General features: G+C 65.0%; 23 protein-coding genes. 3 read left to right on the top strand and 20 right to left on the bottom strand.

What is annotated here, in order from left to right; genetic code table 11:
* Nucleotides 1-386: 386 nt before the first annotated feature.
* From tyrS to ACZI8W_RS20630, 13 genes are all read right to left on the bottom strand, one after another.
* Complete coding sequence (gene tyrS / locus ACZI8W_RS20690) at nucleotides 387-1,664, bottom strand: tyrosine--tRNA ligase (protein ID WP_463370380.1); 1,278 nt, start codon at nucleotides 1,662-1,664, stop codon at nucleotides 387-389.
* Between the two features lie 22 nt (nucleotides 1,665-1,686).
* Nucleotides 1,687-2,304 (bottom strand): DNA-3-methyladenine glycosylase, encoded by a 618-nt coding sequence (locus ACZI8W_RS20685; RefSeq protein ID WP_463370379.1) that lies wholly within the window; start codon nucleotides 2,302-2,304, stop codon nucleotides 1,687-1,689.
* The gene (locus tag ACZI8W_RS20680; RefSeq protein WP_463370378.1) at nucleotides 2,289-2,510 is read right to left on the bottom strand and encodes a Trm112 family protein; all 222 of its coding nucleotides are present in this window, start codon (nucleotides 2,508-2,510) and stop codon (nucleotides 2,289-2,291) included. Before ACZI8W_RS20680 ends, ACZI8W_RS20685 begins: the two co-directional genes overlap by 16 nt.
* A 34-nt stretch (nucleotides 2,511-2,544) precedes the next feature.
* Nucleotides 2,545-5,556: an alpha/beta fold hydrolase gene (locus ACZI8W_RS20675; RefSeq protein ID WP_463370377.1), complete on the bottom strand. Its 3,012-nt coding sequence runs from the start codon at nucleotides 5,554-5,556 to the stop codon at nucleotides 2,545-2,547.
* Nucleotides 5,557-5,689: 133 nt separating this feature from the next.
* A complete protein-coding gene (argH, locus tag ACZI8W_RS20670) occupies nucleotides 5,690-7,123 on the bottom strand; it encodes an argininosuccinate lyase (RefSeq protein WP_463370376.1) in 1,434 nt (477 codons plus the stop codon).
* Between the two features lie 2 nt (nucleotides 7,124-7,125).
* Nucleotides 7,126-8,325: an argininosuccinate synthase gene (locus ACZI8W_RS20665; RefSeq protein WP_463370375.1), complete on the bottom strand. Its 1,200-nt coding sequence runs from the start codon at nucleotides 8,323-8,325 to the stop codon at nucleotides 7,126-7,128.
* A 48-nt stretch (nucleotides 8,326-8,373) separates the two neighbouring features.
* Nucleotides 8,374-8,883, bottom strand: coding sequence for an arginine repressor (locus ACZI8W_RS20660; protein ID WP_463370374.1), 510 nt, complete (start codon nucleotides 8,881-8,883; stop codon nucleotides 8,374-8,376).
* 2 nt (nucleotides 8,884-8,885) lie between these two features.
* Nucleotides 8,886-9,815: an ornithine carbamoyltransferase gene (argF, locus tag ACZI8W_RS20655; protein ID WP_463370392.1), complete on the bottom strand. Its 930-nt coding sequence runs from the start codon at nucleotides 9,813-9,815 to the stop codon at nucleotides 8,886-8,888.
* Between the two features lie 2 nt (nucleotides 9,816-9,817).
* Complete coding sequence (locus tag ACZI8W_RS20650) at nucleotides 9,818-11,008, bottom strand: acetylornithine transaminase (RefSeq protein WP_463370373.1); 1,191 nt, start codon at nucleotides 11,006-11,008, stop codon at nucleotides 9,818-9,820.
* Nucleotides 11,005-11,913: an acetylglutamate kinase gene (gene argB, locus ACZI8W_RS20645; RefSeq protein ID WP_463370372.1), complete on the bottom strand. Its 909-nt coding sequence runs from the start codon at nucleotides 11,911-11,913 to the stop codon at nucleotides 11,005-11,007. Before argB ends, ACZI8W_RS20650 begins: the two co-directional genes overlap by 4 nt.
* Before the next feature lie 41 nt (nucleotides 11,914-11,954).
* Nucleotides 11,955-13,211, bottom strand: coding sequence for a bifunctional glutamate N-acetyltransferase/amino-acid acetyltransferase ArgJ (argJ, locus tag ACZI8W_RS20640; RefSeq protein ID WP_463370371.1), 1,257 nt, complete (start codon nucleotides 13,209-13,211; stop codon nucleotides 11,955-11,957).
* Nucleotides 13,208-14,281, bottom strand: coding sequence for an N-acetyl-gamma-glutamyl-phosphate reductase (argC, locus tag ACZI8W_RS20635; protein WP_463370370.1), 1,074 nt, complete (start codon nucleotides 14,279-14,281; stop codon nucleotides 13,208-13,210). Before argC ends, argJ begins: the two co-directional genes overlap by 4 nt.
* Before the next feature lie 56 nt (nucleotides 14,282-14,337).
* Nucleotides 14,338-14,805 carry a PspA/IM30 family protein gene (locus tag ACZI8W_RS20630; RefSeq protein WP_463370369.1) on the bottom strand — a complete coding sequence of 156 codons (468 nt, stop codon included), beginning with the start codon at nucleotides 14,803-14,805 and terminating at the stop codon, nucleotides 14,338-14,340.
* A gap of 275 nt (nucleotides 14,806-15,080) precedes the next feature.
* Between ACZI8W_RS20630 and ACZI8W_RS20625 the strand changes: the two genes are divergently transcribed.
* The gene (locus tag ACZI8W_RS20625) at nucleotides 15,081-15,269 is read left to right on the top strand and encodes a hypothetical protein (RefSeq protein ID WP_463370368.1); all 189 of its coding nucleotides are present in this window, start codon (nucleotides 15,081-15,083) and stop codon (nucleotides 15,267-15,269) included.
* A 260-nt stretch (nucleotides 15,270-15,529) separates the two neighbouring features.
* Here ACZI8W_RS20625 and brnA read toward each other — a convergent pair whose 3' ends face one another.
* Together brnA and ACZI8W_RS20615 are read right to left on the bottom strand one after the other, a co-directional pair.
* Nucleotides 15,530-15,766 carry a type II toxin-antitoxin system BrnA family antitoxin gene (gene brnA / locus ACZI8W_RS20620; RefSeq protein WP_463370367.1) on the bottom strand — a complete coding sequence of 79 codons (237 nt, stop codon included), beginning with the start codon at nucleotides 15,764-15,766 and terminating at the stop codon, nucleotides 15,530-15,532.
* Between the two features lie 61 nt (nucleotides 15,767-15,827).
* A complete protein-coding gene (locus tag ACZI8W_RS20615; RefSeq protein WP_463370366.1) occupies nucleotides 15,828-15,995 on the bottom strand; it encodes a BrnT family toxin in 168 nt (55 codons plus the stop codon).
* A 526-nt stretch (nucleotides 15,996-16,521) separates the two neighbouring features.
* On the opposite strand from ACZI8W_RS20615, the gene ACZI8W_RS20610 reads away from it, so the two are divergent.
* Together ACZI8W_RS20610 and ACZI8W_RS20605 are read left to right on the top strand one after the other, a co-directional pair.
* Complete coding sequence (locus tag ACZI8W_RS20610; RefSeq protein WP_463370365.1) at nucleotides 16,522-18,414, top strand: putative nucleotidyltransferase substrate binding domain-containing protein; 1,893 nt, start codon at nucleotides 16,522-16,524, stop codon at nucleotides 18,412-18,414.
* Nucleotides 18,415-18,416: 2 nt separating this feature from the next.
* Nucleotides 18,417-19,226, top strand: coding sequence for a metallophosphoesterase (locus ACZI8W_RS20605; RefSeq protein WP_463370364.1), 810 nt, complete (start codon nucleotides 18,417-18,419; stop codon nucleotides 19,224-19,226).
* 45 nt (nucleotides 19,227-19,271) lie between these two features.
* Here ACZI8W_RS20605 and ACZI8W_RS20600 read toward each other — a convergent pair whose 3' ends face one another.
* From ACZI8W_RS20600 to ACZI8W_RS20580, 5 genes are all read right to left on the bottom strand, one after another.
* Nucleotides 19,272-21,140, bottom strand: coding sequence for an APC family permease (locus ACZI8W_RS20600; RefSeq protein WP_463370363.1), 1,869 nt, complete (start codon nucleotides 21,138-21,140; stop codon nucleotides 19,272-19,274).
* Between the two features lie 451 nt (nucleotides 21,141-21,591).
* Nucleotides 21,592-22,473: an NAD(P)-binding domain-containing protein gene (locus tag ACZI8W_RS20595; RefSeq protein ID WP_463370362.1), complete on the bottom strand. Its 882-nt coding sequence runs from the start codon at nucleotides 22,471-22,473 to the stop codon at nucleotides 21,592-21,594.
* Between the two features lie 148 nt (nucleotides 22,474-22,621).
* On the bottom strand, nucleotides 22,622-23,806 hold the full coding sequence (locus ACZI8W_RS20590) for a thiolase family protein (RefSeq protein WP_463370361.1): 1,185 nt from the start codon (nucleotides 23,804-23,806) through the stop codon (nucleotides 22,622-22,624).
* Nucleotides 23,803-24,945 (bottom strand): class I adenylate-forming enzyme family protein, encoded by a 1,143-nt coding sequence (locus tag ACZI8W_RS20585; RefSeq protein WP_463370360.1) that lies wholly within the window; start codon nucleotides 24,943-24,945, stop codon nucleotides 23,803-23,805. The genes ACZI8W_RS20590 and ACZI8W_RS20585 overlap by 4 nt, the downstream gene beginning before the upstream one ends.
* A 135-nt stretch (nucleotides 24,946-25,080) precedes the next feature.
* Nucleotides 25,081-26,235 carry an NAD(P)/FAD-dependent oxidoreductase gene (locus tag ACZI8W_RS20580; RefSeq protein ID WP_463370359.1) on the bottom strand — a complete coding sequence of 385 codons (1,155 nt, stop codon included), beginning with the start codon at nucleotides 26,233-26,235 and terminating at the stop codon, nucleotides 25,081-25,083.
* Nucleotides 26,236-26,259 lie beyond the last annotated feature (24 nt).

The raw sequence follows: 26,259 nt of genomic DNA, 5'->3' as shown, positions 1-26,259 counted from the left end.
CCACCACAGACGGAAGAATGTGATGACCAGCAACAACCATCGAAAAACATCGACGGTCGCACCAAAAAACAATTTTGGCACTGACATTCATCGGCACACTGTTGAGTTCTCAAAGAACACGCACACACCGTCGCCGCTCGAAATCATCTCCGAGCTACTCCGGGGCAACCGCTCCAACTTATCACAGACGTTCTCGAGGGCGCAAACCCCCGTTGAATACTCGTCGTGATTTTCCAGCAGACCTGAACACTAACGTACCCCCGGGATCCTTTCGGTCCGGGTTGATGTCCCTGTCGCTCGAACGACGACAAAGTTACGCCACCGCTAACAGCGCGTCAAATCGCCTGGTCAAACGCCTGATCGCGGTGGCGTCTCCTCACCTCACCTCAGCCCTGCACGATGCGCACTCCCGCGAAGTTCCGCTTGCCGCGACGCACGACCATCCACTGGCCGTGGAGCAGATCATTGTCCGACGGCGTCCAATCCTCGCTCGAAATCCGGACGTTGTTGACCGACGCACCGCCCTCCTTGACGGTCCGCCGTGCCGCGCCCTTGCTCTCACACAGCTCTGTCGCAACAAGGAGGTCGACGATGGTATTCGGATCGCCGACCCGAACCTCCGAGACCGAGGCCTCGGTCAGTGCGGCAGCCAACGTCCCCTCGTCCAGCTCCGAGAGTTCACCCCGCCCGAACAATGCGAGGCTGGCGTGCTCGACGGCACGGGTATTCGCTTCACCGTGGACCAGGTTCGTCATCTCCGCGGCAAGACGCTTCTGCGCCTCGCGTGCGTGCGGACGCTCGGCAGTCGCAGTTTCGAGTACCGCCAATTCCTCACGCGAGAGAAACGTGAACCACCGCAGGTACTTGATGACGTCCGCGTCTGCCGCATTGACGAAGTACTGGTACCACGCGTACGGACTCGTCATCTCCGGGTCGAGCCACAGGCTTCCGCCGCCGGTCGACTTCCCGAACTTCTTGCCGTCCGAGGAGGTCACGAGCGGAACGGTCAGCGCATGCACCGATGCTCCGTCGGTACGTCGGTTCAGTTCGACGCCGGCGATGATGTTGCCCCACTGATCCGAGCCACCGACCTGGAGCGCGCACCCGTACTTGCGGCGAAGCTCCACGTAGTCGTTGGCTTGCATCAGCATGTAGCTGAACTCGGTGTACGAGATACCGTCGCCCTCGAGACGACGCTTGACGGTGTCGCGCGCGAGCATGACGTTGATGGAGAAGTGCTTACCGATGTCGCGCAGAAAGTCGACGACACTGAGCTGAGCTGTCCAGTCGAGGTTGTTCACCACCACCGCACCGGTGTCCGGGTCGCCGAAGTCGACGAACCGTTCGAGTTGGCCGCGGATGCGATCAGACCAGTCGGCAACGGTGTCTGCGGACTGCATGGTCCGCTCCCCCACGTCGCGGGGATCGCCGATCATGCCGGTTGCCCCACCGGCGAGCACGATAGGCCGGTGACCTGCGCGCTGGAAACGCTTGAGTGCGAGCAGCGGTACGAGGTGACCTGCGTGCAGGCTCGGCCCGGTGGGGTCGAATCCGGCGTAGAGCGTGATCGGACCTGCATCGAGGTCCCGTCGAAGTGCATCGAGATCGGTCGATTGGGCAATGAGCCCGCGCCAGGTCAGTTCGTCGAGAATTTGCTCAGTCACCGTTCGATCATCCCATTACCGTTCAGGGCATCGGAGCCCGTGGGCTTCTTCGGTATGCAGAAACGCCGATTCCACCGGGGATCCACAACCGCCACGGCCGGTCGGCGGCGACGCTGATCCCCACTCTCGGGCCGACCGCCACCTGTGGTTTCACATCGGAGAGAGCGACCGACACCCGCGCGTCCGACGCGAACACGTCGAGACCGTTGTCGTCGAGACCCAGCCCCAGTGCTTCCGCAAGATTTCCCGGGCCACGCGCGAGATTCTCCACGGGGGTGCCGGACGTCCGCCGCGTCCGCACATCCGCTTCACCGGTGAGGACTTCGGCACCGCGCAACAGTACTGCCGAGGCCACGCCGGGCGGACCGACCGAGATATTCGCGCAGTGGTGGATTCCGTAACTGCGATAGACGTACAGGTGGCCGGCCGGTCCGAACATGACGCGGTTTCGGCCGGTCGGACCCCGGTACGAGTGCGCAGCCGGGTCCGGCCACGGCCCGGCTTCGGGTCCGCCGTAGGCCTCGACCTCGGTGACCCGCAGCGTCACTTCACCGACCCTGATACATGCCGCCAGTAGAGCATGCGCTGCAGAGACCGGGTCGAGCGTCGAAAGGCGATCCGACGTCAGCTCGCGACCCATCCGGCAATACCGCGCGCAACGAAATCCTCGTGTTCGGTGTCGGAGACGTCACGTGCGTCGTCGGCGAGCAGAACCGGGATTCCGTTCTCGATGGGGTAGGCGCGTCGAAGTCTGGGGTTGTACAGCACCGTGTCGTCGACGAGGAGAAGCGGCCCCTTGTCCTGCGGGCAGGCCAGGATACTCAACAGTGTGGGATCGACGGCCACGGATGTCCTCTCGACGAGCGTGTGGTGAACGCGTTCAGGTTACCGCGCGCCCGGACCCGCCTCGATCCGTGCCCGACGTCCATTTTGCCGATACCGCCTTGGTGAACCGCCGGTAGGTGTCCGCGGCCGAGTCGAAGTACCACGACCGGATGCTGGGCACAGGCAGACCTCGCGCACGCAGCGCCTCGATGATCGGACGGTACGACGGACCGAGAGGTATTTCGGCCACGACGTGAACCAGATCCGGACGCTCACCCACCGGCAACGCATCGAGTGCCACCGTGATCTCGGCCGCGGTCGGCGCCCGATCCTCGCGGAGCGTGATCGCCGCTACCGCGATCACGCTCGCGCCGAGGTCGACGCCATACGACACCGCGAGGTCTACACGAGGGAGGCCGCCGAGGACGTCGACGACAGGTTGTGCGTACACGGGACCGTGAGAGGTCACGATGACCGAACGCTTGTTGTCGAGAAGCCAGAAGTCGCCGTCGGCATCGCAACGGAACAGGTTCTCGGTGGGAACCCAACTGTCGCCCGGTTCGAAGACACCGCGCATCACCCCGGTGAGGCTCTCCGTCGAACGACCCCACCGGCCGAGCAACAGCCCGACTTCGTCGGGATCGCATTCCCGTACGAATCCGCGGTCGTCTTCGGTGAGCCGTCCGGCCACCGCGTCGTAGGCAGCCAACCGGACCTCCGCGCTGCCCGGCAACGGCCGCCCCTTCGAGCCGATCTTTGCTCCGGACACGTTCGCGAGCACGATGTCACCCTCGGTCGATGCATAGAACTCGAGGACACGAGCGGGCGTGAATCGCTCCAGAGTGCGCCTCCACTGGCCCGGCGTCATGCCGGACCCGAGGAACAATCGGATGGGATGAATGTCGTCGGAATGCCAGGACGAACTGTCGAGGACGGTACGGAGCATCGACCAGGTATAGGTCACGACGGTCACCCCGTAGCGGTGGATCTCCTCGCGGAACCGCGCCGGGTCCAATTCCCGCGACAATGCGATTCGTGCTCCACCCGCAAGCGCCCCGCCGAGCCCCACCAACAGGCCCGACGAATGATGCAGCGGTGCAAGGCAATACATGGTGTCGCCGCGGTCGAGTGCCGCGGCCGTCGCGGTGCCGAACGCAGACAGCGCCCACCGGTGGTTCGTGATCCGCTTCATTTCGAGTGCGTCCCCGCTACCCGTGAACAGTACGAATGCCAGCTCGCGGGCGAGACCCGGATTCGGGACGTACCAGCCCGGCAATTCGACGGCCGATACATCCAGACGTTCGAGGTCGACCACGTCGGCGCCCGGTGGGACCTCCAGGTCTCGGACATCGCCGCCACCGAGCACCAGCGACGGAAGACCGGTAGAGCACGCCTGGTCGAGGTGCTCGGGGTCGGTGATGATCTTCTCGACGGCACCGAGCCTGATGGCCTCAGCGAGGTCGGGGCCGGGGCCGGGGCCGGGGCCGGGGGCCAGCATCACCGAAACGGCACCGAGCCGTGATACCGCCGCCACCGCCGCCATCGCACTGGGGCGAGTTCCCATGAGGACACCGACGTGCGTGGCCGGGCGGACCCCGCAACTGACGAGGCCGAGGACGATGGAGTCGATTCGAGCGTTGACGACCTCGTACGTATACACCCGGTCGTCGTAGATGAAGCACTCTCGTTGAGCCGCCTTGCTGCCCTGCTCGGCCAGCAGACTCCCAACGGACACGCGTGTGTGCGATTGGAGTTGCCTCAACCGAGCGAGCCGCGGCAGTGCACGCACCGCCTCGCTCGACAGTTCACGAGCACCCCGCACAGCGCCGACGGCGATGTCGGCGACCCCTTCGACGAACTCGGTACCCACCTCGGCGATCGTCGTAGCGGTGTGGGTGATGCGGTTACCGAGGGTCACACCGGTATCGCCCTCACCGTGCGGATCCGGTGTATCCATCGGGACCACGCCGACAGGCCGATCACCGGATCCCTCACGCCACTGCACCCATTCACTCACGGCGGGCCAGGTCTGTTGCGCAGCAACCGTTCCCACGACAAGACCAAAGTGTCCCGCGCGCAGCGAATACTCGTACACGTCGGCACGTGGTGCGGCGTTGCGGATACCACGGACCGCGAGGGGCTGACCGATGTCGTCGACCTCACCGACGAACGCGAGGATCGGACAGGTGATCTCGGCCAGGCTGACGGCGCGATCGTTGATCACGAACCCACCGCTCATCATGCGATTGTGCGCGATGAACTGGCGCAGCAGTTCGGCGACGGCCGGCCCCGACCATGCCACCCAGCCTTCGGTATCGAGGAACCTGCGTTGGGGCTCGCGCGGCAGCAATGCCTCACGGTCGTGCAGCTGCAAGAGGAAGTCGATGCGTGAGCGCACGGTCTTGACGGGGTCGAGGAATTGGAAGCCGGTACGCGCCATCCAGCCCGAGATCGCGAGCCGGTTGAACACATGGTCGGCCAGGAAATCCGCGGACCTCACCGCGAGTGCATCGGGGATACCGAACGGAAGTGCTGCCAGGGTGTCGACGGGGCTGCCGTACGTCACAAGGCTCGCGATGTTGCGGCTCCGCCGATATGCCGCGGCCTGATAGCAGAACATTCCGCCCTGCGAGTACCCCGACAGATGGATGTCACGTCCCGTGTACTCGTGCACCCGATCGACGATCTCGTCGAGCGCCACGATGTGATCGGTGAGGGTGCGACTCCACCCGCCCTCTTCCTGGTCGGGAGACCCGAAATCGACGACCCACGGGTCGAGCCCCAGTGAATGCAGTACTCCGACAGCACCGGCATCGGGGGTGACGTCGTACACGTCGGCCGCCATCATCATCGGCGGCACCAGCACAATCGGAATCCCTGACGCCGCGGTGTCCGATTCGGGGAAGTACCGACGGAGCCGGTACATCGGTGTGCGGACGACGACCTGGAACGGAGATGGTGACGCACCCGATTCCAGGCCTCCGAATCGCACGACTTCGAGACCGTTCTGAGCCGTGGCAATGATGCGCCGCAGGGACCCGATCACCGCATCACCACTGAGTTCCACGTACCGCCCCCTCCACCTGGCGTCCGGCACCCCGGTTTACGGCTCTCAGCCTGCCACACAGCCTGCTCCTGTCGGTGCCACCCTGCCGAAGTGTCGTCCGACTGCAACCGGCACCGATCCGGGTCCTACTCGATCAGTTCGATCGGGCGTGTACCCAGCGGCGCAGGTCCCGTGCTTCCGCGTGTACCCCGTCGAGTTGCTCGGCGACGCGGACACCGGCTGTGCCACCTCTGGCGTTCCGCGACGCCACCGAACCCTCGACCGTGAGCACCTCACGAACGTCGGGGGTGAGTGCGGGATCGACCGCGGCGAGTTCCTCGTCAGTGAGCTCGTCGAGCCCGACACCGCGACCCTCCGCGACACGCACACATGCCCCGGCTGCTTCGTGCGCGACACGGAAAGGCACACCTTGACGAACCATCCACTCGGCGATGTCGGTGGCGAGGGTGAAACCGGCCGGAGCGAGTTCTGCCATACGGCCGGTGTGGAACGTCAATGTCGCGATGAGCCCGGTGATGGCAGGCAGCAACAGCTCGAGCTGCGCAACCGAATCGAAGACCGGTTCCTTGTCTTCCTGGAGATCCCGGTTGTAGGCGAGCGGCTGCGCCTTCAGCGTGGCGAGCAACCCGGTGAGGTTGCCGATCAGGCGTCCGGCCTTACCTCTGGTGAGTTCCGAGACATCGGGGTTCTTCTTCTGCGGCATGATCGACGACCCGGTGGACCACGCATCAGCGAGTGTGACGTAACCGAATTCGGGTGTGCTCCAGAGGATCACCTCCTCTGCCATCCGCGACAGGTCGACCGCGATCTGCGCGAACACGAACGCGGCCTCCGCCGCGAAGTCGCGTGAACTGGTTGCGTCGATCGAGTTGTTCGCGGCGGAGTCGAATCCGAGGTCCGCCGCGATCGCGTCCGGGTCGAGTCCGAGCGACGACCCCGCCAGTGCACCCGACCCGTATGGCGACACGGCAGCGCGCGTGTCGAAATCACGCAGGCGGTCGACGTCTCGGAGCAGCGGATGCGCGTGCGCGAGCAGATGGTGCGCGAGCAGCACCGGCTGGGCGGCCTGCAGGTGCGTCTTGCCGGGCATGATTGCGTCGGGGTGCGCCGCCGCCTGACCCGTGATCGCCTCGACGACGTCGAGTACCCCGTCACCGATGCGTCGCGCTGCGTCGCGAAGCCACATCCGGAACAATGTGGCGACCTGGTCGTTACGCGACCGGCCCGCTCGCAGCCGCCCACCGACTTCGGGACCGACTCGCTCGATGAGCCCACGTTCGAGGGCGCCGTGCACATCCTCGTCTGACTCGGCCGGGGTGAACGCGCCGGACGCGACATCCGTGGCGAGTCGTTCGAGACCGTCGAGCATCGTCGTGAGATCGGACTCGGTCAGCAGTCCCGCCCGGTGCAGGATTTTCGCGTGGGCCTGCGACGCGCGCACGTCGTACGGAGCGAGCACCCAGTCGAAGTGCGTGGACTTGCTCAGAGCGGCCATGGCCGCGGCCGGTCCCGACTCGAACCGGCCGCCCCACAGGGCACCTTCGTTGGTGCCGTGAGCCTCGGTCATCGTCACAGACCCAGATCGCGCTTGGCCGCGACCTTCGACGAAAGGCCGTGGATCTGCACGAAGCCCTTGGCGTTGGACTGATCGAAGCTGTCGCCCTCGTCGTAGGTGGCGAGATTGAAGTCGTACAGCGACTCAGGGCTACGACGGCCGTTGACCGAGATGTGGCCGCCGTGCATGACCATGCGGATGTCGCCGGTGACACGCTCCTGTGTCTTCTCGACGAAAGCGTCGAGCGCGTACTTGAGGGGGGAGAACCACAGGCCGTCGTAGACCAGTTCGCTCCAGCGCTCTTCGACACGACGCTTGTACCGTCCGAGCTCGCGCTCGAGAGTGACATGCTCGAGCTCCTGGTGGGCGTTGATCAGCGCGATGGCCCCGGGCGCTTCGTAGATCTCGCGGCTCTTGATGCCGACGAGACGGTCTTCCACCATGTCGAGGCGGCCCACGCCCTGTGCGCCGGCACGCTTGTTGAGCTGCTGGATCGCCTCGAGCATCGTGACGTGTTTGCCGTCGATGGCGACGGGACGTCCCCCCTCGAAGCTGATGATGACCTCATCCGGGGCCTGCCAGTTGAGGGTGGGGTCGTCGGTGTAGTCGTAGACGTCCTTGGTCGGGGCGTTCCACAGGTCTTCGAGGAAGCCGGTCTCGACTGCGCGACCCCACACGTTCTGGTCGATCGAGAACGGCGACTTCTTCGTGACGTTGATCGGCAGGCCGTGCTCTCCGGCGAACGCGATGGCCTTTTCTCGGGTCCAGGCATAGTCGCGGACCGGCGCGATGACCTGCAGGTCGGGAGCGAGGGCACCGAAACCGACCTCGAATCGAACCTGGTCGTTGCCCTTACCGGTGCAGCCGTGCGACACGATGGTGCCGCCGTGCTCACGCGCAGCTTGCACGATGTGCTTGACAATCAGCGGGCGGCTGATCGCGGACACCAGCGGATAGCGGTCCATGTACAGGGCGTTGGCCTGAACGGTCGGCAGGCAGTACTCGGTCGCGAATTCGTCCTTGGCGTCGACGACCACGGATTCGACAGCACCGCAATCGAGGGCGCGCTGGCGTACGACCTCCATGTCCTCGCCGCCCTGGCCGAGATCGATGGCGACGGCGACGACCTCCTTGCCGGTCTCCTTGCCGATCCAGCTGATGGCAACGGAGGTGTCCAGCCCGCCCGAGTAGGCGAGTACGACGCGATCGGCCATGGTGATTGTGCTCCTTCTCAAATGTGACGTACGTCGATCAGTGGTAGGTCAAGCGAGTGATTCGATTTTCGCAGCCAAGTCGGCCCCGGTGTTCGGTTCCCGGGCGATCACCGCGATGGTGTCGTCACCCGCGATCGTCCCGACCACTTCCGGTAATGATGCACGATCGAGTGCGCTGGCCAGATAGTGCGCTGCCCCCGGCGGGGTTCGCAGCACCGCGATGTTGCCGCTCGAATCGGTCGAGACGAGCAGTTCGCCGAGGAGTTTCGACAGTCGGTCGGTGCCGCCGGTGACGCCGCGGACCGGGCTTCCGTCCTCCGGGACGACATACACGCCCGCTCCCCCGTCCGCCGCACGGAGTTTGACGGCGCCGAGTTCTTCCAGGTCGCGGGAGAGTGTGGCGGTCGAGACGTCGATGCCGTCGTCGGCGAGCAGAGTCGCGAGTTCGGTGTGGCTGCGCACCGCGCGGGTAGCCAGCAGCCCGATGATGCGCGCCTGCCGGGCAGCCCGGGTCGGAGCGCTCACCGACACGTCGTCTCGGCCGGGCGCAGTGCTCATCGTCAGCTCCGGCTCTGTTCGAGCAGCCACACGAGCAGAGCCTTCTGCGCGTGCAGGCGGTTCTCTGCCTCGTCCCACACGACTGCGCGGGGGCCATCGATGACCTCGGCGGTGATCTCCTTGCCGCGGTATGCAGGAAGGCAATGCAGCACGATCGAATCGGTCTTGGACAATGCAACGATCTCGTCGTTCAGCTGGAAGGGCCGGAACACCGCTTCGCGGTCGAGGCCGTCGTTCTCCTGCCCCATGGACACCCAGGTGTCGGTGACCAGGACGTCGGCGCCCTCCGCCGCGGCCCGGGGGTCGCAGGTGACCGCGATGCTTCCGCCGGTCTGCTCGGCGCGAGCGTGGGCGGCCTCGACGACCTCGGGATCGGGTTCGAACCCTTCCGGAGTCGCGACGATGACGTGCATACCGGCGGTGACGCCGCCAAGCATCAGCGAGTGCGCCATGTTGTTGGCGCCGTCACCGAAGTACGTCATCGTCAGACCGGCGGTGGTGCCCTTGTGCTCGCGGACGGTCTGCAGATCTGCGAGGACCTGGCAGGGGTGGAATGTGTCGGTGAGCGCGTTGACCACGGGCACGTCGGAATGTGCCGCGAGCGTCTCGATGCGGTCCTGGCCGTACGTGCGCCACACCACTGCCCTCGTGAAGCGGGAGAACATGCGGGCAGTGTCGTCGAGGGTTTCGCCCTTGCCGATCTGGGTGGCGCCGGCATCGACAACGATCGCGTGTCCGCCGAGTTGTGCAATGCCTGCATCGAACGAGAAGCGGGTCCGTGTGGACGTCTTGTCGAACAGGACAGCGACGCTGTACGGGCCTTCGAGGGGGCGACGCGAGAGCGGATCCTTCTTCAGCTCGGCGGCAAGTTCGAGGACGTCGTTCTGCTCGGCCGGAGTGAGGTCGTCGTCGCGGAGGAAATGCCTGACCATGCTCACCGGTCTCCTTCTCGGGATGCGGCGTCGAGAATGTCCGGAAGCGCAGTGACGAACCCGGTCGCCTGCTCCTCGGTGAGGATGAGCGGGGGTGCGAGTCGGACCACGTCGGGTGCGGCGGCGTTGACCAGGAATCCTGCGTCGCGCGAGCAGGTTTCGACGGCACCGGCCTTCGTGTCGGTGAGCACGACACCGAGGAGCAGACCCGAACCACGCACGTGGGAGACGAGCGGGTGACCGAGTTCTTCGATTCCGGCGGAGAGAGTTTTGCCGAGGGAATCGACGTGGTCGAGCAGGTTCTGCTCGTCGATGGTGCGCAGCACGGCGAGGGCGGCGGCGGCGCACACCGGGTTGCCGCCGAAGGTGGTGCCGTGCTTGCCGGGGGTGAGCAGGTCGGCGGCGGGTCCGGTCGCGAGGACCGCGCCGATGGGCAGGCCACCGCCGAGTCCCTTGGCGAGGGTCATCACGTCGGGGACGATGCCGGTCGCCTGGTGCGCGAAGAAGGTTCCGGTGCGGGCGACACCGGTTTGCACCTCGTCGAGCACGAGCAGCGCACCGTGTTCGGAGGTGAGGCGCCGGGCGCCGGCGAGGTATCCGTCGGGTGGTACGACGACACCGGACTCCCCCATGATCGGTTCGAGGAACACGGCGGCAGTGGTGTCGTCGATCGCCGCGGCGAGGGCGTCGAGATCGCCGTAGGGGACGAATTCGACACCGGCCGGCATCGGTTCGAACGGTGTGCGCTTCTCCGGTTGACCGGTGAGCGCGAGGGCACCCATCGTCCGACCGTGGAAGGCCTTCTCAGCGGCGATGATCTTGGGGCGGCCGGTGAGCCGTGCGATCTTGAACGCGGCTTCGTTTGCTTCGGTACCGGAGTTGCAGAAGAACACACGGCCCGGGTGGCCCCAGAGTCCGAGGAGTTGTTCGGCGAGGTCGAGGACCGGCTGGGATGCATACAGGTTCGACACGTGCCCGAGCTGGTTGAGCTGCGTGGTGACGGCCTCGATGACGGCCGGATGGCGGTGGCCGAGACTGTTGACGGCGATACCGCCGAGCAGATCGAGGTATTGCGTGCCGTCGGCGTCGGTCAGGATGGCACCGTCACCCGCGACGAGCGCCACCTTGGGCACCCCGTAGTTGTTCATGAGTGAGCCTGCCCAGCGCTGCTGGAGCTCGGATGTGCCGGTCATGCGACGCCTTCCTTGTCGTGGGCAGGCACCACCATGGTGCCGATGCCTTCTTCGGTGAACAGTTCGAGCAGCACGGAGTGCGGCTGGCGCCCGTCGATGACGTGCGCTGTAGGGACTCCGCCCTGTACGGCACGCAGGCACGCCTCCATCTTCGGGACCATGCCCGAATCGAGCGACGGCAGGAGTGCGGCGAGCGCGGCGGTGTCGATCTGCGAGGTGAGCGAGGTGCGGTCGGGCCAATCGGTGTAGAGACCTTCGACGTCGGTGAGGACGACGAGTTTCTCCGCGGCGAGCGCCGCGGCGAGCGCCGCGGCGGCGGTGTCGGCGTTGATGTTGTGCACGACGCCGTCTGCGTCGGGCGCAATCGTCGACACCACAGGGATGCGGCTGGCCGAGATGAGGTCCAGCACCGCTGCGGGATCGACAGTGGTGACGTCACCGACGAGTCCGATGTCGGTGTCCGCTCCGTCGACGACAACGGTCCGTCTGGTCGCGGTGAACAGTTGCGCGTCTTCACCGGAGATCCCGACCGCGTAGGGTCCGTGGCTGTTGATCAGGCCGACGAGTTCGCGACCGACCTGCCCGAACAGCACCATGCGTACGACATCCATGACGTCGGGTGTGGTCACGCGGAATCCGCCGCGAAACTCCCCTTCCATACCGAGTCGCTTCAGCATGGTGGTGATCTGCGGGCCGCCGCCGTGCACCACCACCGGGTGGATACCGACGGTGCGTAGGAACGCCATGTCGGCGGCGAATGCGGCTTTGAGAGTGTCGTCCGTCATGGCGTTGCCGCCGTACTTGACGACGACGACCTTGTCGCGGAACTTCTGCAGCCACGGGAGGGCTTCGGCGAGGACGAACGCCTTCTGGTGCGAGGTCAGGCTCGCGATGAGGTCGGACATGTGATGTCTCCTGTATCGGCCGGTGATGTGGGGCCGCCCGGTCAGGACGAGTAGGCCGAGTTCTCTTCGACGTAGGCGTGTGACAGATCGGTGGTGCGGATGGACACCTCGGCGTCACCGACACCGAGGTCGATATCGAGCGCGATGTCGATGCCGGACAGGTCGACCTCGCGGGCACCGGGTGCGCCCACGCCGTCGATGCACACGGGGCTTCCGTTGAACGTCACCGAGATCTTGTCGGGATCGAGTTCGATGGGCGCGATGCCGATCGCGGCGAGGACGCGACCCCAGTTGGGATCGGAACCGAACAGCGCGGTCTTGACGAGACTGTCGCGGGCGACGGTGCGGGCACCGATCAGTGCGTGGGATTCGGATGCTGCACCGCGCACTGTGACCGTGACGCGCTTGGTGACGCCCTCTGCATCAGCCATCATCTGCGCCGCGAGATCGTCGCATACCGCGAGGACGGCGTCGTTGAGTGCGTCCTGAGGCGGCGCGACACCACTCGCTCCGGACGCGAGGAGCAGGACGGTGTCGTTGGTACTGGTGGCACCGTCGATGTCGAGTCGGTCGAACGTCATGCGGGTCGCGCCGCGCAGCGCTTCGTCGAGTTGCTCGGCGCTCGCGACGGCGTCGGTGGTGACGACGCACAGCATGGTGGCAAGAGCGGGCGCGAGCATACCTGCGCCCTTTGCCATGCCGCCGACGTTCCATTTGTCGGCGTGGTGCAGGGCGGCCTGCTTGGGCACCGTGTCGGTGGTCATGATGGCGTAGGCGGCGTCGGTTCCGCCGGAGATGCCACCGGCGAGTTCGTGCACGATCTCCTGGACGCCGGGAAGCACCTTGTTCATCGGCAACCGGTCGCCGATGAGCCCCGTCGAGCACACGGCGACCTCACCGGCGCCGGTGCCGGTACCCCAGTTGCTCAGCGCCTCCGCGACTGTTTCGGCGGTGACGTGGGTGTCCTGGAATCCACCGGGGCCGGTGCAGGCGTTGGCGCCGCCGGAGTTGAGAACCACGGCCCTCAGGGTGTGCGACTCCAGCACCTGCTGCGACCACAGGACAGGTGCGGCCTTGACCTTGTTGGTGGTGAACACACCGGCTGCGGTGAGGTCGGGCCCCTCGTTGAATACGAGCGCAAGATCGGGCCTGCCCGAGGCTTTGATGCCTGCAGAGAGTCCGGCGGCGCGAAATCCGGCGGGACTGGTGACGCCCTGGGTGCGGATCAGCCGCCCTCCGGCAACCTCGACCGCATCGTTGTAGACGTGGTCGGCGTGCTTGTCGGTGTACTCGGTCACGGTGCGACTCCCACTGTCGGAAGGCCTGCGGTTTCGGGCAGACCGACGGCCAGATTCATGGACTGGACGGCGCCGCCCGCGGTGCCTTTGGTGAGGTTGTCGATCGCGGCGATGGCGATCAGCAGTCCGGCGTCTGTGTCGACGGTCACGGAGATCTGCACGGCGTTGGACCCGACGACGGCGCCCGTCGCGGGCAGCGCTCCCTCGGGGAGCAGATGCACGAACGGTTCGTCGGCGTAGGCCTTCTCGTAGACTGCGCGCACCTCTGCCACCGCGGCGGTGGTCGGCGCCGTGCACGTCGCAAGGATGCCGCGCGCCATCGGTGCCAGCACGGGTGTGAACGAGACGGTGACGGGTGCGCCGGCCAGAGCGGACAGATTCTGTTTGATCTCGGGTGTGTGTCGATGTGCTCCGGCGATGCCGTAGGCACGGGCCGAACCCATCACTTCGGACGCGAGTAGGTCGACCCGCGGGGACTTCCCTGCACCCGATGCCCCGGAGACCGCGACGATCTGCACCGCCGGGTCGACGATGCCTGCGGCGACGGCCGGGGCAAGCGCAAGTGTCGCGGACGTCGGGTAGCAGCCGGGAACCGCGATGCGGGTGGCGCCGGCGAGCTGCTCTCGCTTTCCTGCAAGTTCCGGGAGTCCGTAGGGCCACGTGCCGGCGTGGTCACTGCCGTACCAGCGCTGCCAGTCGTCGGAGTCCTCGAGCCGGAAGTCTGCGCCACAGTCGATCACCACGGTGGTTTCGGGGAGCTTGTCTGCAAGTTCAGCGGAGTGACCGTGCGGCAGACCGAGAAAGACGACGTCGTGACCGGCTAGGGAGTCGAGGTCGGTCGGTGCGAGCACCCGTTCCACGAGGGGGTGCAGGTGCGGATGGAACTCGCGCACGGCGGCGCCGGCGTTGCCTCCGGCGGTGAGCGCGCCGATGACCAGGGAGCCGTCCAAGTAGGCGGGGTGGGCCAGGAGCAGGCGCAGAACCTCGCCGCCTGCGTAGCCGCTGGCTCCCGCAACCGCGACCCGGAGTGGCGACTGCGGTGTCGCTGTGAATGCCGGTGAGTTACCCATACGATTGATTATGCACCGCCGTGCAAATTATTTCATCACCGGGGGTGGTCCCGGGGTCAGCTGCCCTTCATCGACCGCCGTATCTCGTCGAGCTTGTCGGCCGCGGCCTTCTTACGGTCCTCGTACTGCTCGTCGAGTGTGCGTCCCGCCGCACCGTCGCGGAGAAGTTCGTCCATGCCGGTGGCCTGCGCGGATCGCTGCTCGATCTTCTCACGCACCGAGTCGAAGGTGGGTACGCCACCTTCCGTGTACCCGGTGATCTCCTCCTCCATCGGCACACGACCACCGCCCGGCGCCGGGGGAAATTCGACGATCTCCGCATCAACGATCGGTACGGACGCATCGGGATTTTCCGGATCCGGGGCCGGTTCGGGATCCAACGGAGGTACATCGGGGGTGTCCGGGCCCGGTGGCACGTCCGGCACGGTCGGCGAATTCGGTTCGGCCGGAGTGACATCCGGGGTCGGCTCGTCGGGTCGCTCAGGTGTGGGAACTCGGTCGCGGGCGGAAGGGTCTGCGCTCATACTCCCAGGCTACGACGATCCGGCCGGACAGCGCGCCGGTCGGACGGCGCCGCGCTGATCGGCGGGATGATCCATGTGCACTTCCTACCCGCGCTGCCCGTCGAATCGGGGATCACGCTGATCCCGCAACCGGATCACGATTCCAGGCCGGGCGGGCGGGGGCGTGGGCTCCTGTCACTCGTTCGGCGCGGGCGGCAGAGAATCGATCGGGTCTATGCCGGCGTCAGCGGAGAGCATCGGGTAGAGCCGCACCAACACGAACCGGCGGGCATCCGATGAATCATCTCGGACACCGGCCACGCCCCAAGATCATCGCCCCGCAGCGGTTCGGTCACGAACGCAGTGTTCGGGATCCGCACCACCTCGGTGGCGGTGGCCACGGTGTCGTACTGTTCCTCCACCTGCCCGGTGAGTCGCGTGGTTCGAACAACCCGGCCAGCATCTCGCGATCGCCGTCGAAGTGATCCAGACTCGGGGCGATCGGATCTCAGCGCCGAGGCGGATCACCACAATGTCGAGCGAGCCGCCGATCACGGTGTCGGCGTCGTCGAGGTCCACGTGGATAGCACGGTCGAGCGCCAAGTACGCTGCCGGAAACCGGCCCCGGAGTGCCGATATGCAGATATTGCGCCACGAGCAGCACCGTCCGCACCTCATGTCCGCCGGTCACCCGGGCAACGCCTCGAGCGGATGAGAGGCGAGTCAGGCCCCCGCGGACGGTTGATCAGGCCGCAGTGTCGCCTCCGCGGTCGATCTTCTCGGCGATCCAGACTTTGATCAGCGACTGGCGGGTGACGCCGAGGCGGGTCGCTTCACGATCGAGTTCCGCGATCATCCAGACGGGGAAATCGACGTTGACCCGCCGCTGCTCTTCACCCGGTCGGCGCTCCCGGGCCGTGTCGAGCGCCGCCGCCATATCCTCGCCGGCGTCGAACCGCTCATCGAACTCATCAGCTTTCATAGATTGCCACCTCACCTTCCCGTGCGCGACGCATCGAGATGATTCGAACCCGCCGGTCGCGCTACGTCACCACCGCCGACCAACAGCGACCGTCGATCATGCCGATCACCATCCACCTCGGTTCATCCGTCGTGCGGGCCGGGACCTCGATGCGGCGCGCATCTCGCCACAGCACCTGCGCCGCAGCGAAGTCGATACCATGCTTGACCAGGTTCGCAGCACTCTTCACGGATCGAACTCAAACTCGAGCGAGTATAAAAACTACACCGCAATGACCCACATTCCTGCGCTCCTCGGGATCGTCAGGGATCGGTGCCCGCCCGATCCGGTCGATGCAATCGCCCCCCGTGCACAGCCCCGTCCTGCTGGCGAATCAAGCCATAATGATATTGATGGATGACCACGATTATCCATCGTTAGCGGGATACGAGTCGCGCAACACGCGAACCCGTGACACCCACCATTGTGGGACGCGAGGACCCCTCCGTGTCAGCCACTCGCACAGGCGCTGAGCTGCCGGACTCGATCCCGACACGGCATCCCGCCCCGCAGGCGACCTACGACCTGCGGCTCATGACGTATCCCGGATTGAGACCATCTGGCCATGCACTGGGCGCAACATCATCTGCGAGTCCCCCTGTATGCACATCGGACCGCTTCACGCAGCATGCGCCGTCACTTAAGTTCGGTTGCATTCGATACAGGTCCTTCGGCACACTCCTCGGAAATCCCGAGAGAGCTCGGATGGAGGAACCGTGCGCGATCATGAGCACAGGCACCAGGCGGTCGAATTCGAGCGGTTCCTCCGCACCACACCGCCGTTCGGGTCTCTCGACGAGATGTCGCGGCGCGCTGTGGCCGATGCCGCACGATTCGAACGGTACGCTCTCGACGAGCTGATCATCGACGCATTCGCGGAACCGACGGTCGACATCATGGTGGTCGTCAGTGGTGAGGTGAGCCTCTGGTACACCCCCGACCGGGTCGGTGCTGCGGCCGAAGACCGATTCACCGCAGGCGGGGTCTTCGGTTTCTCCGCCATGCTCACAGGACGGGCCGTCGGGCCACGCGTGGTCGCCCACACCGACTGCCTCATTGCCCGCATCCCAGCTCCCCTCGCGGCACCGGCATTCTCCTCGGGTGATGGAGTGAAATTTGTTGCCGAGCACTTTTCCCGCACAGACAGGCTCGCTTCCAGACGTCCTGTGTACACCACCGTCGACGACCTCGTGGTGGCGGAGCCGCTGGTCGTCGACCCGGACACCTCCGTCACCGAGGTCGCACAGCAGATGACCGAACGCGGCCTGCCCTGTGCGGTAGTAGACGTCGGGCACCACGAGTACGGCATCGTCACGGACTCCCTCCTGCGCCGCCGCATCCTTGCGGGTTGGCTGCCGCTCGACACGAACGCCGGCGCGGTCATGGACCACCCGGCGCTGACGACCCCGTCCGGGGAATCTGCGGCCGAGGCACTACTCACGCTCCTTGACAGCCATGCAGAATTCCTTCTGGTCACCGACCGCTCCGGAGCAGTGCGCGGACTGGTCGAGGCCCGCGACTTCGTCGTCGCGCCCACCACTTCCGACGTAGGTGCGCACGAACGAATTCGCCGCGCCGAGACCGTCGAGGACCTCGTCGACCGGGCGCGGCCGGTTCCGGGAGTCATCCGCGATGTCCTGGCCCACGGTCTCGCGTCGTCCCGCGCGATCGCGGTGTACTCCGCGATCGTCGACACGATCATCAGACGGGCGATCGTGTTGGTGTTCGAGGCTCATCCGAAACTGTCGGTCGATGCGTTCACCTGGCTCTCCCTGGGAAGCAACGGCCGACGCGAAGCGGTGCTCAGCTCCGATGTCGACGCCGCAGTCGCGTTTGACGACTCGGTGACCGAGCAACAGAAGATGGGCTATCGAGCCGCGTTCAAGGAAGTCAACATCGTGATCACCCGTGCCGGCATCAAGGTCGATTCCCACGGGGCATCCCCGCCCCGGGCACCTTTCTCGCGTACGAACAAGCAATGGCGTGCGGCGGCGACCCGTTGGCTGGCCGAACCGGACGAGAACAAGGGCGCGATCATGACCTCGCTGTTGGTCGACGGCCGACCGATCCACGGTGATCCCGGGTTACCCGAAGTAGCGCAAGTTTTCGGAGATTTCCGCAAGCATCCCAACACTATGGGGCTGCTGCTGCAGGAATCGCTGTCGCACCGCACGAAGCGGCGTTCGGTGCGAGACATGTTGACGGGACGCGGAACCACGTTCGATGTGAAAGCCCACGGTCTGATGCCGATCGTGACGATCGCGCGCTGGGCGGCTCTGGGGGTAGGTTCGACGGAACTTCAGACGACCCGCAGGCTGCGTGCTGCCGCGGGGTCGGAGATCCTGCCGGAGCGGCACGCGGACCGGCTCATCGAGGCGTTCGATGTCCTGCAACGCCTCCGGCTGCACTACCAGCTCGCCCAGATCGAGCGCGGCGAGACACCGACCGACTTGCTCGACCGCGACAACCTTTCACCGATCGACCGAAGCATCATCACACAGACCGTCCGTGAGATCTCCGCCATTCAGCGAAGGATGGACACGGTTGCCGAATACACCCCGACGCTCGAGTGGGCGATCGAGCAGCGCACCCCGCGGCCCCGACGGTGAGCATGCGTATTGCAGTCATCGGCGATGTCGGGGGTCACCTACAGGAACTGCAGGCGGAGCTCGCTCGCCTCGGAGTCCGGGACGGCGGACATCTGCCCGACGATCTGCTGGTGGTGCAGGTCGGAGATCTTGTCCATCGCGGTCCCGACTCCGAGGGGGTCGTTGCACTCGTCGACCGATATCTCGAGAGTCAGCCCGACCAGTGGGTGCAGCTGATCGGAAACCATGAGGCCCACTATCTCCGACCTCCGGTGTTCCGCTGGAACGAGCGGTTGTGCCGCCACACAATCAGGACCCTGCGTCGCTGGTGGACACAGGGCAAGGCGGTCGCAGCCACGTCGATCCAGGTCGGGCGCGAGTCGTTTCTCATCACCCATGCCGGCGTCACCGCCGCGTTCTGGCACGATGTGCTCGGGGCGCCCGGCTCCGCCGATGTAGCAGCGGCACGGATCAATGCACTCTCCCGCCGAAGCGATACGGACGTGTTCCGAGGTGGCCGCGTGCTCTTCGGTGGCACACCCGATCCCTGCGCTGGTCCGCTCTGGGCGGATTGTGGATCCGAACTCGTGCCGGGGTGGACGGAGTGTCGGATGCCGTTCAGCCAGATTCATGGGCACACGACCGCTACCGACTGGGTTGTTCGCGCAAAGAGATCGTTGCACGCCTCTGTCTGGGCCGATTTCGACGCCAAGTACGAGGTCGTTTATCTTGTCGGCGGCCGGTTGATCGGGATCGATCCCGGTCACGGTGCGGCTCCGATGCTGCCCTGGAAAGCCTTCGAACTGTCCGAGGACGAGTACGGCCACGGCTGATCCAGCTGCCGTGGCCGTACTCGGTGGTCGCTTTCCCTGCGAGGGTCAGACCGCCATCTCCCGTGCCTTCAACTCCTCCTGATCCATCCGGATCTGCTGCCTCACCACCTGGTCCAGCTCGTCGGTTCGGAATCCCGACCGAACCGCCCACCGATAGGTCACCAGGGCGACACCGAAGATGATCAGTGCATCGGTTCCATCGTCCAACACCGGGTTGTCCAATGGTCCGACATCGCCGAGATATGCAACGAAAGTGGTGACCACCAGAGCGGGAAACACCCACAGACCTGCAGCGAGATGGCGTCGACCTTCCGGCGCACTGATCGCCCACAGAACGACGAGAAACAACACGATCATCCCGATGAACGCTGCCGCATACACGCCCGCCGGCCAGTTGCCGGTTCCGGCGCTACCCGAGCTGAACATCCATCCGCCGCCGGACGCGACGAAGAGCCAGCCCACCGTCCACACCAGCGACAACGCGCCACTGAGATTCTTCGGCGTCCATCCGTTACGCACGCTCGTGTAGGAGGCGTAGATTGGGAGACCGATCATCACGACGGTCATCACATTGATCAGGGTCGACCAACCCGCGAAGTAGATCAGCCACAGGCTGCACACGAATCCTGCCGCCCCCCAGAAACCGAAGAAGGGGATCTTCAATGGTCGTGGGAGCTCTGGTGCAACTCGTCGGAAGACCGCGGCACAGGGCCCCGCCATCAGGTAGTTGAGCACGAGTGCCGTGGCCACCATACCGACGAACGAGTACCAACTCGGCACCGGAAGGAACAGTACGAACCCGATTCCGGTGCAGGCGATCAGCGCCACCCACGGAACCCCGAAACGGTTCATGCGCTGCAGACCTCCGGGCAGCTCGCCGTTGACCGACATCGCATAGGCGGTCCGGCCGCCGATGCCCATGAACACCCATCCGGAGGCCGCTGGGGACAGCGCGGCGTCACTGAGCAGAACCAACGTGAACCAAGCGAAGCCCGCGGCCACTACCGCGTCGAGCAGTGGAGATGCCGACCAGTTGCTCTGCAGCAGGCCCGCCCAGTCCCCGGATTCCACACCGGCTGCCGCCCAATCGATCGCCCCGATGAAGCTGATCTGAAGGCAGAGGTACAAGGTCAGTGGGATGAGCAGTCCACCTACGATCATGGCGATAGGGATATTCCGTCTCGGATTGATTACCTCGCCGCCGAAGTCGACGATCTGCCGGATGGCCGCGTACGCGAACACGACACCGCTACCGGTCACCGCGCCGAACACCGCACCGTAGCCCATCGGAGCAAACCCTCCGTACTCGGTGAAGTTCTCGACTCGGAACACGGTGAACATGAGGATGAAAGTGACTGTCGGCACGGCGAGCTTCCATACGGTCACTACCTTGTTCGATTCACTGAGCAGTTTCGCGCCGAACACGTTCAGCGCAAGGAACGCGACCATGAGTGCGCACCCGGTGAGAATTCCGTTCGGCCACGCCAGCATCGTCTGACCCGATTGTTCTTCGAGCAGTCCCAACTGCGTCCAGCGGCCCCCGACGTAACTCAGTACCGCCATCGTCTCGATAACCGGTAAGGCAATCATCGAAATGAGATAGCCCCAGCTGTTGATCCAGCTGAGAAACGCACCGTGACTCATCCGCGGGTACCGGACACCTCCACCTGTGCGCGGCACTGCGGTCCCGAGTTCCATCCATGCCACACCGATCACGGCGAAGAAGACCGCGCCGATCACCCAGGACAGGATCGCGGCGGGGCCGGCACGAGACACCGCCGCCAGACAGGCCAGCAGCCAGCCGGAGCCGACCTGAAGGCTGACGCAAAGTCCGATCAAGCCCACCAGGCCGATCGACTGCTTCAGGTGTTTGTCGGACGCCCCGTATTCGGTGGGCGACGAGTCTGTGGACATCTACGTAATCTCCTTGGCTCGATTGGAGAACCGAAACCGTGCCGGCTGCGCGGTCGCATGAGGCAGGGGTAACGACGGGGCACTCTGCTCGACGCAGGTGCGGCAGCGGCCGTCTTCCTCATGCTCGACGTGTCGTCGTGGCCGGGTCTCCGGCATCCACCCTGGCGAGTGGTACAGCTCACAGCGTAGAACGGATATGGATTCACGTACCCTTAAGAATTCCCACCGCTGACTTAAGCTGAGTTTCACTCGATGACTTAAGCTGAGTTTCACTCGATGGCGGTTCGCAGAAGGGACGCCGATCATGCTCCCGGCCTCCGGATTCCGGACTCTCGAATACGGACGGGGCCCCCGCCGGTCGTCGGGCTGCTACTCGACGACCGGCGGGGGCCTACGGGCCGTCCAGGGCCTACGGCATACACTTCTCACCAGAAGGCTTGTGACCGTTGTGTCAGACCGACTCCGAGGTGGGGCGCGCCGATTTCAGCAGCCACGAAATCGCCGCAGTGGCGTCCTTTGTCGCAGCCTCGTCAGGACTGCTACTCCGCAGCGCGTCGGCAGTGATCGAAAAGCGGTCTTCCGCCCCACTGAGAACAACTGAGGGGCAACCCATTTCCGCAAGTTGCGTACGGGCACGCTGCACCTCGTGCAGCCGACGCTCAGCATGCTGTACGTGGGTCGACACCAGCATCTCCAGGAATGGTACGAACCCGATGGCGTCGACATCGGTAAGGACGTCGTACAGTTCGCGCCGTAGTCCTTCCTGTTCTGCCGCCATCAGGCATTCGACAGCAAGCGATTCCAGCCCTTTGGTAAGAATTGTGCGCAACAACTTCACTGCTGCGGCGTCGCCGGGCCGGCCATCGGGCATCCACTGACCCGGAGCTCCGAGCGCCGAGAATTCGGCCAGCACCTCGTCGCCCTTCGAACCCGCAGCCAGCAACGCTGTGCGCGCGCCGGTCAACGCCACCGCACCCATGATCACCACATCCACGTACTCGATGCCACGGACCGCCAAAGCAGCAGCACAGCTCCTCTTGTCCTCCGACGATGCGGTTGTGAGATCCACAACCACAGCATTTCTGGGCAATTGTTCGAGAAGCGAGTAGACAACCGAACTCACCAGATTGCCGGCGACACAGATCCACACTCGATCGGCGTCTCCTACTACATCCCGTACCGATGGATGGATCGATACGCCGTTCTGATCGGCAATGGCCGTCGCAGCCGCTGAGGGACGCGGATCCACTAGGACGAGTTCGTATCCGGCGGCCGCACCGGCCCGGGCGTATGCACGCCCGACCTCTCCGCACCCGATGATCGCAACTTTCACGGCAGTTCCTTGCTTTCGATTTCTCCGACATATTGAGAATGACAGGGATCACTACTGTTTCGGCAGGCGACGGAACTTTCGTCAGTGCGCGACAATGCTTATCACGCCCGAATCGACGCGGCCGGGAGAGATTCGGATTTGGGCTGTCTCAGTGCATTCGACGCAGCAGCGCAGCCATGGCCTGACCGCCGCCGATACACATAGTGACGACGCCGAGTTCCAGATCGCGGCGCACCAGATCCTTGGCGACCCGCAGGGCGAGGATCCCTCCTGTGGCACCGACCGGATGGCCTAAGGCAATTGCGCCACCATAAGGGTTCGTCTTCTCCGGATCGAGTTTGGCATCACGAATCACTGCGACCGCTTGCGCCGCGAATGCTTCGTTGAGCTCGATTGTGTCGACGTCGTTCGCGGTGATGCCGGTCTGGTCGAATAACTTCTGCAGTGCAAGTACGGGCGCATAGCCCATCAGATCGGGCTCGAGAGCCGCGGTCGCGACGGATTCGATGACCGCGAGTCCTCTCAGACCCCTCTCGTTGGCCGTGGTTTCCCGAGCAAGGACGACGACGCCCGCCCCGTCGTTGATTCCCGATGCATTACCGGCGGTGACGGTACCGTCCTCCGCGAAAGCAGGACGCAGACGAGCGAGAGAGTCAAGCGTGGTCTCGGGTGTGGGATGCTCATCGACTGAGACCGTGACGGGCCTGCGACCGCCGATGTCGACCGGGACGATTTCGTCGGCAAAGGCAGCGGAAGCGATATCCGTGGCAGCTCTGCGCTGGGATTCGAGCGCGTATTCGTCCTGCTGCTGGCGGCTGATGTCGTATTTTCGGGCGACGTTCTCCGCGGTGACACCCATGTGGACATCGTGAAACGGGTCGGTGAGCATTCCCACGGTTCCGTCGGTCAGAACGCGGTCGCCGAGCCGGTATCCGCTGCGCGCTCCGAAGTCGTAGAACGGCATGCGGGACATGTTCTCGTCGCCGCCAGCAAGCGTGATGTCGGCTGCGCCCCAGTGGATTTGCATCGCTGCTGACCAGATGGCCTGCAGGCCCGATCCGCATAGCCTGTTGACCGTGTATGCGGGAACCGAGGTGGGCAACCCGGCAGCGAGAGCAACCCTGCGCGCGTTGTAGGCGTCCGACCCGACCTGACCGATGCAGCCCATCACGACTTCGTCGATCTCGCCGCCGGCCACACCTGCGCGTTCGAGAGCTGCCCGAGCGGCCGCAGCGCCGAGTTCGTGAGCAGGAACCCCTGCGAACCCACCGCCGAAACTGCCGACCGGTGTACGCGCGCCCTCGAGGATGACGGCCCGAGTGTCGTTGTTCATTGAATCCTTCTTCGGAGTGAGGTTGGCATTGCTATCTGGATTCCTGTCCGGAACCAGCCATCTTGATCACGCTCGCTCCGGAGGGTCTCTGCGTCGACGTATCCGGAGAACATCGCGTGGACGTCGCGGTCTCGAATATCGATGTATCCCGAGGTGTCTATGCGGTATTCCAGATCGGATCGGACCTGCCCCAGGAACGCTGCGGGTTCGGACGGAACATCCGCGGGCGAATCCCAGGAGCGATACGAGAACAGTCCACCCGCTTCCACACAGACCGATGCAGAAATCCCCTGGTGAATCCCGAAACGAGTCATGAATCCCCGATCCGCGGGGAAGACTGTACGCAGAACATGACCCTCGGATTCGAAATCCAGGGTCGTCGACTGCACGAACTCGGATGATCCGCGATCCATCACGAGTCCGTTGATCGCATGTGTCCGAAGATCAGGCCAAAACGTCTGCGCCCGAATGCCGCCCGCCGTCAGTGCAGACGCCCCCCGCGATACCGGACCCAGCAGACCGAGGCAGAAGGATTCGATGCGACCGAGCGGAGCGACCGTCAAGAAGCGCTCGCCGGGTTTGCAGCCGAAGAGCCGGCCGGCATGCAGACCTTGCGCCGTCACCAGTGCGTGAGACAGCGCGCAGAACCGCGGAACGATGCCGTCAGTGTACGACGGGAAGAATGCCACCGTGGACCGGGGGTCACGATGCAGGCCCGGGCAGTCACCGTAAGGTCTTCTGCCTCGATTGCGGAGTGAATCGAATCGCATCGTCGGTCGACCACCGACAATGCTTGTATCGAGCGCCGTGTCCACCAGGACCACCGACGGATCTAGCGTGTCAAGGACATAGCTCAATGGGGAACTATGTCGGCTTCCTGACAGGACTGCATCCGATAGCACCGCCACAGGGATCCCGGCGAGTGCCGCGCCCATCCACGCCACGATGAGGTCTGCCGAGTTGTTGCCGAGGACGACGGCGCGTTCCGTGGTACTCGGCGGTGCGTTGTGCAGCCGCGCTGCGGTTGTGGCGGCGAACTGCAGCGCCTCGTCGAGGCCCAGTCTGTCGTCGGGGGTTCCGATCTCGAGGTGCGGCCAGCGCTCAGCGCACGCGACGAGTAGTTGTGCAACGTTCTTCATCACTCGCCCTTCCTGACGAGCTCCTGGGATCGACTCAGGGCATGGCGGCTTCGGTGGCCGCGCAGGCGCGGGTGCAGCGTCGACTGCACCCGCTTCTGCGGACCGGAAGGTGGCGTCCTGAGCAGGCCCGTGAACTCAGAAGACCAGTGACACAGAGTCTTCGGTCGTCGCATCCTTCTGGAAACGTGCGATCCCCAGCTCCGACACATCGATGCTGGTGATCGCCCCTTCGACGATCTGCTCCGTGACGAGCCGGCCGATCTCAGGTGCCTGGATCACTCCGTGCCCGGAGAAGCCGCACGCGTTGATCCACTGAGGATCCGACGGATCCGCGCCGACGACGGCATCGTGGTCCGGGGTGTTCTCGTAGGTTCCCGCCCAGCATGCTCGGCGGTCGAGGGGTAGGTCGGTGAGCCACGGGAACCGCTCCGCCGCTATTTCGAGGAGCTTCTCCATCCAAGGCCAATCGACCTCGATGTTGTATCCGTCGATCTCGCCGGGTTTCGCGCCCGCGAACAGCAGGCGTCGGCCTTCGGTCCGCATGTAGACGCCCGAGGCGACGTCGATCGTCATGGGTACGAACGAGTCCAGCGCACCTTCTGCTGTCGCGTAGACATTGCGGCGTGAGTGGACCACGGGCACCTCGAACCCGGCGAGGCCGGCAAGGCCTCCGGCCCATCCCCCGGCGGCGTTGACCACATATCGTGCAGTCACAGCGTGATCCCCGGCCGACACTCGCCACAGCTCGGACGACTTCTCGATCCGGTCCACTGCCGCCTTGAAGATGACATCGGCACCGTCGCGGCGCGCGAGCGACAAGAAGGCGTTCGCTGCGCCGACCGGATCGACCTGCCCGTCGGCGGGCCCCCACGTCGCACCGCCGATCCCTGCCGGATCGAACGGCGTGATCTCCTGGGCTCGTCCAACATCGAGGACCTCGACCGGGACACCATGTGCTCGCTGCAGTTCGACTGCCTCGAGTTGCCGTTGCCAGTGTTCGTCGGGAACCAGCAACAAGTATCCGGTGGGGCGGTACCCGATATCGATACCGTGGTTCTCCTCGAAGTCCCGGTAGAAGCGGATGCTGCGCCAGGACAGTTCGGTGTTGAGGTCGTCGGCCCACTGGGCACGGACCGATGCGAACGACAGTCCGGTGCTTGCTTCACCGGCGGCGATCCGGGACTCGAGCACAGCGACTTTCAGACCCCGGCGGGCGAGATGATAGGCGCAACTCGCACCGACGATGCCTGCACCGACAACCACGACGTCATACACAGTGGGATTGTTCATGACTTTTCCTGTCGTGGGTCGACG

The organism is Rhodococcus ruitaii (genome assembly GCF_055230935.1).
This window is presented reverse-complemented; position numbering and strand designations above follow the sequence as displayed.